Here is a 10,848-nt window from a genome sequence, read left to right as displayed (position 1 = left end):
GAGCAGGCATATGTGACGACCAATCCGGTGATCCGGGTACGCAAGAAAACCTTATACGACGCAGCATCTGCAGTCTCCGATTGCCAATATGTCCTGACTGTCAAAAGCAGTGGTATGTTAGCCCGACAGGAATTTGAGCTTCCGATTGACGAAGCTGCTTACCGGACACTCTGTGCCAAGGCAGACGGCAATGTGATTACGAAAACGCGCTATAAGATTCCGCTTAATCAGGGGCTTACCTTAGAGCTTGATCTCTTTGAAGGATTGTTTGATGGGCTTGTTATGGGCGAAGTGGAATTCCCGGAATTCATTTTAATATCCATGATCAACATGTTGCCATTGTCCGCCATTTGTTCTAACTAAAATCCACTTCCAATCATTGTATGTACTATTTGGATTCAGAGAACCATCTCCTCCAGATGAATCAACATCGAACGAAGATAGCAAAACAATGACTTCATCTGCATTGTTCCTATCTGCCCAATCTTGATGGTCTTTAGAACTGTCATCCCCTGCATAATAAATTTCTGTAAGAGTACATCCATTCCAGTTGCTCTTAAACTCTTTTTTTATGGTGTCAATAGCAGTTGCAATGTCCTCTTCAGAATATATTTCAGATTCTACATTATGCGTATTTACTTCATTAACATTTCCGCCACAAGCACTCAAACTAAATACAAGCAGAATACATAGCATTGCACATACAATCTTTTTCATAATTCACACTACCTCCATCAATTGCGATTTATCACTTATCAATTTCTATTCTCTCAATCTTAAAAATAACAGGTCTTGTACCGTCATTACAGCAAGTAATCATAGCCCTACTTTTATTATATACAAATACCATCTTAACGTTTTAATTTTCGAATATTCGGATTGACATTTCTTCTACTATATTGTATCATCTATTCATAAAAAGGAATGGGTTTTTTGTCGTGTACAGCCTTACGGCTCAATCGGGTTGCTCGTTTCTTTTTTTTATGTCTATTACGTCATACAAATACAGTTTCCCATCCTCTGAATATCTTACAATCAGCGAAGCATGAAAAATGTTATACCTCTCCACCTCTTCATCATCTCTATATACCGGAATTGCAAATCTTGAATCATAACGATACCAGCCATACATTGCATTTCTCCAATGCTTGCTCTCCTTATTTTCCCGAAAATGTTTTCCTACTGCTATTTCTATCATTTCAGAAATTCCTTGTACAGCATTCGCTTTCGCTTTCGCATTTGTTCCTTTGATACTATGTGTATATTTTGATCCGCTATACTCACTTGGCAGATCATCCCCAATATTGTTCCCATCAATATCCTGAATAACAGAAACATTCCGCTGCTGTTTCTTCGACCGGGCACTATCGTTGATTTGCTTGCAGACATCAAGAAGTGCAAGGTAACTGATCATTCTTCGTCACAAAGTAATTCCACAAGCGTCATATCCAGCGCCTTACATATAGACACCAGTTTATCCGCCTGTGGATTAATCTGCTTCTTTCGCCAGTCACTGATCGTACTGGTTGCAATACCGGTTCTTCTGGACAGTTCCGTCTGGCTCATATGTAATTCTTCAAGTCTTGCAAATATTTTCTCATATATCTTCATGGTGCAATACCCTTTCCTCTGCTTTTCTATTTCCGATTTTTCGGATATTGTATCATGAATAATCTCTTTTATCAATACTCTAACAGACCTATAACCCGGAATTCATCTATCTGCATCGCAGCCATCTGCAAATATCGACCACCTGCACACCCTGATAATCATAAGTTTCATGATGTGTCCTTGCAATTACCATCTTAGGATATGCATCTCGTATTGCAAGCAATGGCGAATATTCCCTCTCAAATGTTGTTTCATCTGAAATATTGTCACTTACCTGAATGTATATCAGTGTGTCTCGTTTCTTTGCTACAAAGTCCACTTCTTTTTTATAAAGTTTACCAACATATACCTCATAACCTCTCCTTCGTAACTCCAGATAAACAATATTCTCATAAACCCTTCCAAAGTCCATATTTCGTGTACCATTGACTGCATATCGAAATGCTGGATCGCAAAGATAAAACTTACTATTGTTTTCGAGATATTTTTTTCCCTTTAGGTCATACCGTTTTGCCTCATAAAATAGAAATGCGTTCTCTAAATAACCAATGTATTTTGATACTGTCTTTCTGGTAATCTCTCTTTGGTCATTATTTAATGTCTTGCAGATATTATTGGGAGAAAGCAGGTTGCCAATATTATCCATCATAAATTCAGATATACTGGCAAACTCTGATGTATTTCTTATTCTATATTTCTCAACCAAATCTCTTATAAGAATAGTCCCATACACATCTCTGATATAATCATACTGTCTATCCTCTGTCTTATATACATAAGCTCCCGGCATACCACCGGTTCGGACATACTGATCAAATGCATCATCATACCCATCCGTAATTCCATAATAAGTCAGATATTCCACAAAAGAAAAAGGATATACCTTTATTTCCATCGTTCTTCCAGTAAAAAGTGTTGCCAAATCTGAACTTAACAAAAATGCATTTGAACCGGTAACATAAATATCATAGATTCCTTTTGTATAAATACTATTGATTGCAAGTTCGAACTGAGGGCACATCTGAACCTCATCAATCAATAATACGTTATTCATTCCCTCTTTATATTGTCCCAAGATATACTTATGCAATGCATGATATTCCAGCAAATGATCAAACTCTAATTCCTGAAGGTTTATCATTACAATATTGCTCTTTTCCTCTAACGACTGCAGATAAGTGATAAATTCCTGCAGCAAAACAGACTTGCCGCTTCGTCTGATGCCCGTGATTACTTTTATATCTGGCGTCCCATATAATTCAATCAATTCATCTAGATACTTTTGCCTTACAATAAACTGCATATCACTATCTCCCATTCCCATTTTTTGAAATTTCTTTATATTTTGGTAATACATTTCATGCATATTTTAGCACAGTCAGCTGCTTCTGTCCTTATTCTATTCCCATTTTTTTTAAATAATTCATTTTCTGGTAATGGCATTTTCTTATAGAGCAAAAAAGCAGCAGACATTTCGTAAGCGCATGGTTTGACGTTTACATTCCATCTGACTATATTTTCATTGTATCACAATTCAAAATAATTATGGCATATTCTTCCGCACCACAAAACCGGATATATGTTTGACCAAAAGACCGCCAAAGTTTACCAAACATGGCGGTCTTTTGGTGTTTATTTTTGCTCTTAGAACCAACGGTATAACCAAGAGCAAAGCTCATACTGGATATAACCCCTTATAGTTCAGTTTATCAATGCACTTTTTATCAAAAATGCAGTTTGTGCATTGATATTAGTACTGAAATTAACTCAGTTTTCTTTCATTTTTTTCCACTCTTCTCTTGTAATAGCATAGACATAAGAAATCGTATTTTTAGGATCTTGATATTCCTTTACTTTTTTCATTCCATTTGCTAAAGCAGTAGAATAAGAGCCTACGTTAGTGTATTTCATGTACGAATAAATTATATCGTATTGCGTATTAAGAAATACCTAATCTCGTACTGCTCTAGCAGCTTCTTTAGCAAAGCCTTTTCTCCAATATTTTTTATGAATATGATAGCCTATTTCCGGAAGCATTTCTCCGTCAATATCCTGTATAGTAATACCACAATCTCCAATAAATTCTCCCGTTTCTTTCAACACAACTGCCCAGAGTCCAAAACCACACTTTTTATAATTATCCAAATTCCACTGGATCCAACTCCTTGTTTTATCTTCATCAAAAGGTGCCGGATAATGTTGCATAGTTTCTATATCAGAGACTATCTCAAAAAGTGCGTCAAAATCCTCTGTAACATATTCTCTTAAAGTGAGCCTATCTGTTTCAAGTACCATCTTATTCCTTTCCTAACAAATACCGATTTCTTAGTTTTAAAAACTGGAAGTTGTCTATTTCTTTGAACCATTGTTTTTATTGTCTTGTTTTTGCTTCTTTTTTTCTTTTATTCGCTCTTTAATCCTAAAAAATAATTCTAATGCCATTTGATTTGCTATCTGTCCCATAAGCAAGCTCTCCTTTCATAATTCTAATTTTTCAATTTGACAAACTAGAATTTGTCTCTTTCTTACCCATTAGCAATCTGAACCAATTTATCAATTATAACTTGTGGTATCTCGCTATTTTCATAACCTTGTTTAATAGATTCGATTGCATTATCTATATCGTTATTCTTTGCATATAAAAACGCTCTGATATGACACATATACGGAACATATATATGGGGTAAAGTTACTATCCTCTGATTAAGAACAGTAATGGCATCATCAACTGTTTGTACATTATTTATCCACTCTCTTATCAGTGGGATATTTTTATCTATCACATTTTTTATATATTCCAATGCAAATTCTATATCGGACGTGTAGGTAGGTATTTGATATTGAAAACTTGTGCATTTCCTTGGATTATAAAATTCTTCCTTTGTATATCCACAGTCTTGTTCTCTTTCATCCTCTATGTGATTATACCAAGCATCAGCAATGTGTATTTTTACAGAACTTTCTGTCCGATGCCATGTCAACTTATTTTTACTATTGATATCAGGGATAAAATCATAATTATATCCCCAGCGCAAGTATATGTGATTTCCTCTTGGATAACATAATTCGACCACAAAACGCCGATTAGCACTCCATTCAGAGTGCCATTTTTTTATCTTTTCATTATATTTCAACCCGAATTCTTCTGACAACCTTCGAGATATGTATTCGTCATAAAGTTCTCTTTTAATATATTCATCACCATGTAAAAACTTATCTTTATACTCTTCTTGTGATAATATTTCATTTGATTCCCTTTTTTTTGAACAAAAACCCTTACTCAATACATCAAATAGACTCATAAGTAACCTCCATTATTGCAAATCATCTCTTGCTTAAATCTCGATTTAGTAAATCGTGATTTGGTATCGTTACATCCTATACTACCGAACACCAAAAGAATCCGTCCACAACAGCATATATCCACTACTAAAGGCAACCGCCTGAGAAGCTAAATCCGTGACAGAGGCACTGTAAAACGGAATCTGATCGCTTTTAAGAATTTCGATTTTTATCTCCTTCTTGCAGTATTTCGTACCAACACCTCATACACTCCAAGCAATATACACCCGGCGACATAGCACAGGATATCTTTCCAATCAAATACAGAACCGACCAAAGCACTTAAGAATCGGTTATCCTGCCAGCCTAATACTTCCACAATATGGAACATCTGTGAAAATTCTACCAGTGCTGCAAAAATAAATACATACAGCGGCAACAATTTGCATCGCTCCGGTACAAATATTCTTATAAACGTATATATCACAATCACAACCAGCACATCACCAATATATGGTCTTACAAATGCATCATGTACATATAACGCAATCAACACCTCGGTCAGCAACAAAATCACAGTTGCTATTGCATATCCGATTTGCTTCATGTTCTTCTCCATTCAACAAATTATTTGAAGAGATTGTCATTTTTGCAGCTCTGGCACTACTTTACTTTTTTCAGATTCAACATATACTCTTCAATCAAACAATCAACCGTTTCTTTTTCCTTTACAAGATTCGGGAATAAACCGGTAGCTCCGTACCCTACCAAATTCATCAATCCAATCAGTCTCCATTCATTCGCAGATGTCACCGAATCTTCTCCCTCAATATTTTCCTTATAAGAACAAAACTCTACTGTGAATCGATTTCTTCGCTCCGCTTCCAATTCAGAATCTGCCGGCGGTAAAGTCGGAGGAAATCGCCACAGATTATCCATCTGCCTGATGAGTTCGTCTGCCTTCTCTGTCATATTTCTATTCTTGTAAATTTGAACTTCCAGTCCCCACATGAGTAGTATTCTATCCCAGACATTCCATACTCCCTTCCCCGGGAACTCCACTTCATGAGTAATTTCACATAACTTAAGAGCCTCGTCCTCACACCCATAAACATATAACCAATAGGCTAAGTGGCAAAGATTTTCAACATCCGATCCTCTATTAAACGAACATTTTTTTACCAGTTTCTTTGATAAGGACAAAACCTTCTTTTCTTTATGTCCCATCTGAATACTCTCAAACAATTCCTGATTCGTCATCTTTCCTTCTCCTCTCTCATAAAGTCGTGGTTTCAGTACCTTTTTGCCTCATTTTCCTCAAGCAATATTTCCGCATTTTCTGTTGAAAGTATTTGCTTTTTTACTATCTCAGTTTCAGGTGTCATAATAAAGCCCCTTTTCATGCTAATATAATAATGCATATCAGCACCATAAATGACGTCAATAAAATAAGTTACATTCCATGCATGATATCCGGTAATATATTCATGATCCGAATATTCTTCTATCTCATATAATTTCATACCGCTATCAGATGTGCATACCATAAACTTCCGCTTTATCCGTGTATACAATTAATCCGGATTATTTTCGACTTCATCCCAAAGTTCTTTGTTAAACCTTATTACCCGGGCTAACGATTTCATATCCAATTGCTCTGTCTTGAGTCCATAACCACTGACTTCATACTCATATGTCATTTCAACCTTGGCACCATTTTTTATTAAGTTTTGGATAAAATTATAAATCTTTTTGCTCGTATACCTTATTCCAAGAACCAATCTCAATCAAATTACCTTCTGGATCGGCGATATAACAAGTTCTTTGTCCCCACGGTTCAAGCTCTGGTTCTAATACAGACGTTGCACCATTTTTTATAGCATTGTTGTATGCCATATCAACTTCCTCAAAAGTATCAACATAGAGTGCAATTTCGCTATGACCATTTAGACCTTTTATATACTCATACCTTCTGTGTGTCATGTTTTCAAAATCTTTTCTTCCATATAGCAAAAACAATGTTCCATCCTTAACAAGATAAACATTTGATGTGTCTTCGCTTTCTTTAATCTCAAAGCCAAGAACATCTCTATAAAAGCGAATCATTTTCGCCATATCTTCAACAAATAATCCAAATCCATCTAATCTCATAGTCCACCTCCGTATATTCCAATTTTTCTTTCTAATCAACTATCCAGCAAACTCGGAAATTATCAGTTAGATAAATGATAAAATTGTTCTTAACTTAAATCAAGAGTTGTATAGCCAAACTCGTTGATATGTCTTTGCAAATTATGAAAATCTATCATGTTTTTATTTTTCCGAAATAGTCCTTTTTTATTAAACAATATTTTAGTATGTGCGTATGTGCTATACAATTCGATATATGGCGGTTCGGCAGTGATATTTCTTTCTCCGATACAGTTTCCTCTACTGTTGGGATATTTCCGATTGAAATTTATAGTACATTCTTTGTATGTCAACCAATGCAAATCACTAAATTTTATTCCATGCTCATCAATAGAAACAATATTCTCGTAGGAGACTTCTTTAACCTCAAGATGGAAATAATGATGTTTTGATTTAAAATACTCGACAGCTGCATTGATATGTTCCAGAAAAAATGCGATTTGTTCCTCCGTCAAACTACATTCCCATGGATAGTTGTTAGCCATTCCTGTTTTCCCGTATTGATATGCTGCCATACTATATTTTATTTCCGGTTTTATCCATTTTACAATCAGAAAATCGTTTTCCTCAAGCAATATTTCAGCGTTTCCTGTTGAAAGAATTTGTGCTTTTATTGCCTCTGTTTCAGCTGTCATAAATAAAGTTCCTTTCCTAACAAATACCAATTTCTTAGTTTTAAAAACGCTTGATATCATTTTATATTCATTGTGAATCTTCTAAATACACTATACATCTGTTAACATCTTTTGGAGAATAAAAAACCGGAACTTTCTTCTTCATAAACAACTTTTTGTCACTTTGAAGCATATTCTCTAACTCTGGTTCTATTCCTTCTTCGTAATCTCCATAATGCCCGATCGTGAAGCGGCACTCATGTTCCATATTATCTTTTGTCTTAAATATAATATGAGCTTCGGTATAGGGCTGGTTAAAATCATTAACTAACGTTACATCTTCGATGATCCCCTCGACCAGATTCCATTTTATAATCACGGAAAATCGATTGACCAAATAGATGATAGGAATAATTGCAAAGAGAGCAGCTAAAAAAAGCCATCTGTTAAAAAGTCCGGCAATGATTCCGGGGATAGCCGTTATAAGCACCGCAATCATACACCTTTTACATGTTCTCTTTAATACTTTACTTTTGTATTTCCCCATTATCTTTCAGCTTTCCTTACAATTTCACCATCATGTCGGATTCATATTTTATAATCGTTGAAAATCAAAGTATTACAAACACTACTACCAAACATCCAACGAATCCCACGAACCACGGTATTATAAAAGATAGAAAATTTGCTTTATTTTTTCGAAGCAGAATCATTGCGGTTATCATTATGGCTAACCATGCGAACATAATAAAATATCCAAACAAAAGATAAACTACAGGACCGGTCAAAATTTAAAGAACCAGAAAAGCTTCCCGCCATATGGATTTTTCTTACTGAGCAACCGTGCCGAAACTGTATGGAATAATAAAAATGCACCGCTTATGATCGTCATCACCAGTTCAAACTGTGATACGACCGACATGGAATTATCATTATAGCCTATATAAACATTCTTACTGCCCAGAATGCTGCAATTTCCCTCATACCAGAACACATCGGCACCATTGACCGGTGAATCCGCCTTAATCTGCAGCACCGTATAAGTTGGCCGAATGCCTTTCCCATAACGTGATTTGTAATTTCTGACAGCATTTCCGCTATGTACCTTAACATGATTGGAGCTCTGCCGGGAGCTTTGATATGTTACAGTTCTCATCGAGTTTTATAGCTGATAAAGAAAGACTGAACGCCTCTTGTAATTGCCCATTATAAAAGGAAGTTTCCGCATTTGAAATTAATTCTGCAAGTTGATCTTTTTTGTCCATTGGCATCCAAATCATCCCCTTACGTAACATCGGTTTTTTTCAGTTCGTTTATTATCTCTATATCATAATCATTTGGAGCATCACTGAATGCTTTTTCTGCTAAAGTGACAGCTTCTTTTGAAATCGTAACCTCATTAGCTAAAACGTTCTCCAAAAAATTTTCAAGAGCCACCCGTTTTTCTCCATATTTCGCCAGTTCTTCAGCATCTTCCACAAGAGCATTCACAAGAGAGTCGTCATGAAATTGCATAGAGATATTTTTGAAGAACATATCATATGCGTCTTTTACCATTTTAATCTCCTCTCATAATTAGCGATTAATAGGAAAGCCAGTTACTATCCCTTCACCGCCTGGTTCAACAATCACTCTAATATCTAAACTATGGTTTTGTCCTTCAACAGTAAATCTAACTGGTCTACCATTTCTTGTGGTAAGAGGAGCGTTTGGATCTGGACCACCAATAGTTTTCGGTGCATTTCGACCACTTCCTGGACCTGTAGCTTGTTGCCAAATTGATTTTGGACTATTCGCAACATCTCCGACAGCCTTAATAGCATTATCATCGGACCAAGTATCTGGAAAAGCACTATTGCCAAATCCGCGATTTGGACCGTGCCCAGGATCATCTGGACCTTCGCCTTCAAGAATATGTCGTCTTCTATTATCACTAACTTTACATTCGGTATTGTGAACCCATACGGTATTTCTTCCAACAAAATATGTATGTGAGTTTTCAACCTGAAAATTATATACATTTACAGATATTTCGAACTCTTCAATCTTATACTTTTCGATTAATAAATCATCACCATTAACGCTAACAAGCTTATCACCCACAAGGAGTCTACCAGCCTCAATAAAGCCTCTGCCCTGCACATAAAATGGATGATTGTCTGTGGTGATGACTTCTTCACCATTGATTACAAGATGAACGAGTTTGTCCACCTTGCGGACATATGTTTCAAGGACAGTTTTTTCACTTGTTTCAAGCGTATCAGGATCAGTTGAAATAACCTTATCACCAGGATTTATCTTTTCAATAGCGAGCAGACCAGCAGTTGTAAGTACCAATGTACCAGCAACAAAGCACGCCATATTCTGAGAAGCAGCACCTGAGAACGAAGATACCAAGCTTACCCCCATCTGGAACTTGTTGTATACATCGCTCTGATGCATTTTGTTGTTAAGTTCCGTGATTGGGTTATTAGGATCAATCATCCCCAATCCTAATGATACCATGTCAAAACCATCCATACTATTAGAAATGGCCCCGCTGATTTTAGAGGTTGTCTGGATTGCGTTTCCTAATTTAGAACCGCAGGTTATGAATTTGCCGGCGATTCCGCCTACGCCGCCCAAGGCACCACCCATTATGGCACCATCTAATGCACCTTGGGCAAATCCTTCTAGGAATGAGCCTCCTGTTAGCATACTGGTAATTCCGCCAATCAAGCCACCGGTCAAAGCACCTTTTAAAGCTCCGATAAGAATGCCAGTGCCTATACCCTGTAAGCCAGGAACACAAATGCAGACAACAGCCACTACGATTTCAATTACCAGAACGATCTCTTTCCAGTGATCTTTACACCACTGACCGACCTTTTTCAAACCTTCGCAAAATTTTTCCCAGTCGGTCTTTTCGCAGTCAGGCTTAAGATAAGAGTATTGTTTGTAAAAGTCCTTCTTAGCACGTGAGATTTCGGATGATGCCGAATTATCACGATCTACCGTCAAGTTAATAAACTCATCGACTTCTCTTTGGGTTGCTTCGAGACCCGCAATCTGCTGTTCTTGTGTCTGAGAAGAGGTTCAAAAACAGTTAACTTCTAAATCAACTGTTTTTTGAAAGGTCGTTTCATCAGATTCTTATAGCAATCCAGCAAAT

The 10,848-nt window shown here is 36.4% G+C and carries 18 protein-coding genes and 1 pseudogene; 1 reads left to right on the top strand and 18 read right to left on the bottom strand.

Going from position 1 to position 10,848, the window contains the following annotated elements:
• A pseudogene (locus tag AAAT93_RS02430) lies at positions 1–363 on the top strand (hypothetical protein); the annotation flags it as partial.
• Here AAAT93_RS02430 and AAAT93_RS02425 read toward each other — a convergent pair.
• From AAAT93_RS02425 to AAAT93_RS02340, 18 genes are all read right to left on the bottom strand, one after another.
• Positions 313–717: an LptM family lipoprotein gene (locus tag AAAT93_RS02425; RefSeq protein ID WP_117781533.1), complete on the bottom strand. Its 405-nt coding sequence runs from the start codon at positions 715–717 to the stop codon at positions 313–315. The pseudogene AAAT93_RS02430 and the gene AAAT93_RS02425 overlap by 51 nt on opposite strands.
• 31 nt (positions 718–748) lie before the next feature.
• A complete protein-coding gene (locus AAAT93_RS02420) occupies positions 749–850 on the bottom strand; it encodes a TIGR04076 family protein (protein WP_117781532.1) in 102 nt (33 codons plus the stop codon).
• A 105-nt stretch (positions 851–955) separates the two neighbouring features.
• On the bottom strand, positions 956–1,198 hold the full coding sequence (locus AAAT93_RS02415; protein ID WP_227572971.1) for a hypothetical protein: 243 nt from the start codon (positions 1,196–1,198) through the stop codon (positions 956–958).
• 212 nt (positions 1,199–1,410) lie between these two features.
• The gene (locus AAAT93_RS02410; protein WP_227572970.1) at positions 1,411–1,611 is read right to left on the bottom strand and encodes a helix-turn-helix domain-containing protein; all 201 of its coding nucleotides are present in this window, start codon (positions 1,609–1,611) and stop codon (positions 1,411–1,413) included.
• 106 nt (positions 1,612–1,717) lie between these two features.
• The gene (locus tag AAAT93_RS02405) at positions 1,718–2,914 is read right to left on the bottom strand and encodes an ATP-binding protein (RefSeq protein WP_117781531.1); all 1,197 of its coding nucleotides are present in this window, start codon (positions 2,912–2,914) and stop codon (positions 1,718–1,720) included.
• A 464-nt stretch (positions 2,915–3,378) separates the two neighbouring features.
• A complete protein-coding gene (locus AAAT93_RS02400) occupies positions 3,379–3,522 on the bottom strand; it encodes a hypothetical protein (RefSeq protein ID WP_331682230.1) in 144 nt (47 codons plus the stop codon).
• Positions 3,523–3,561: 39 nt separating this feature from the next.
• Entirely contained in the window at positions 3,562–3,906 is a 345-nt protein-coding gene (locus AAAT93_RS02395) for a GNAT family N-acetyltransferase (protein WP_331682229.1), read from the bottom strand.
• 230 nt (positions 3,907–4,136) lie between these two features.
• Complete coding sequence (locus tag AAAT93_RS02390) at positions 4,137–4,913, bottom strand: hypothetical protein (protein ID WP_008400128.1); 777 nt, start codon at positions 4,911–4,913, stop codon at positions 4,137–4,139.
• 209 nt (positions 4,914–5,122) lie between these two features.
• Positions 5,123–5,500 (bottom strand): DUF2809 domain-containing protein, encoded by a 378-nt coding sequence (locus AAAT93_RS02385; protein ID WP_331682228.1) that lies wholly within the window; start codon positions 5,498–5,500, stop codon positions 5,123–5,125.
• A 56-nt stretch (positions 5,501–5,556) separates the two neighbouring features.
• Positions 5,557–6,153, bottom strand: a complete 597-nt coding sequence (locus tag AAAT93_RS02380; RefSeq protein WP_008400130.1) for a DUF6707 family protein — start codon at positions 6,151–6,153, stop codon at positions 5,557–5,559.
• 32 nt (positions 6,154–6,185) lie between these two features.
• The gene (locus tag AAAT93_RS02375; protein WP_008400132.1) at positions 6,186–6,416 is read right to left on the bottom strand and encodes a hypothetical protein; all 231 of its coding nucleotides are present in this window, start codon (positions 6,414–6,416) and stop codon (positions 6,186–6,188) included.
• Positions 6,417–6,633: 217 nt separating this feature from the next.
• Positions 6,634–7,044, bottom strand: a complete 411-nt coding sequence (locus AAAT93_RS02370) for a VOC family protein (protein ID WP_008400135.1) — start codon at positions 7,042–7,044, stop codon at positions 6,634–6,636.
• 89 nt (positions 7,045–7,133) lie between these two features.
• On the bottom strand, positions 7,134–7,718 hold the full coding sequence (locus AAAT93_RS02365) for a hypothetical protein (protein ID WP_049941073.1): 585 nt from the start codon (positions 7,716–7,718) through the stop codon (positions 7,134–7,136).
• A 67-nt stretch (positions 7,719–7,785) separates the two neighbouring features.
• Positions 7,786–8,196: a hypothetical protein gene (locus AAAT93_RS02360; RefSeq protein ID WP_227572967.1), complete on the bottom strand. Its 411-nt coding sequence runs from the start codon at positions 8,194–8,196 to the stop codon at positions 7,786–7,788.
• A gap of 285 nt (positions 8,197–8,481) precedes the next feature.
• Positions 8,482–8,733: a hypothetical protein gene (locus AAAT93_RS02355; protein WP_008400141.1), complete on the bottom strand. Its 252-nt coding sequence runs from the start codon at positions 8,731–8,733 to the stop codon at positions 8,482–8,484.
• A gap of 70 nt (positions 8,734–8,803) precedes the next feature.
• Positions 8,804–8,968, bottom strand: coding sequence for a hypothetical protein (locus tag AAAT93_RS02350; protein WP_192935001.1), 165 nt, complete (start codon positions 8,966–8,968; stop codon positions 8,804–8,806).
• Positions 8,969–8,981: 13 nt separating this feature from the next.
• Positions 8,982–9,254, bottom strand: a complete 273-nt coding sequence (locus tag AAAT93_RS02345) for a hypothetical protein (RefSeq protein ID WP_008400143.1) — start codon at positions 9,252–9,254, stop codon at positions 8,982–8,984.
• Between the two features lie 18 nt (positions 9,255–9,272).
• Positions 9,273–10,697 (bottom strand): polymorphic toxin-type HINT domain-containing protein, encoded by a 1,425-nt coding sequence (locus tag AAAT93_RS02340; protein ID WP_008400145.1) that lies wholly within the window; start codon positions 10,695–10,697, stop codon positions 9,273–9,275.
• Positions 10,698–10,848: the final 151 nt, after the last annotated feature.

It is taken from the genome of Coprococcus hominis (ex Arizal et al. 2022) (genome assembly GCF_040094675.1).
In the GTDB taxonomy this organism is placed as follows: domain Bacteria; phylum Bacillota; class Clostridia; order Lachnospirales; family Lachnospiraceae; genus Coprococcus_C; species Coprococcus_C hominis.
This window is presented reverse-complemented; position numbering and strand designations above follow the sequence as displayed.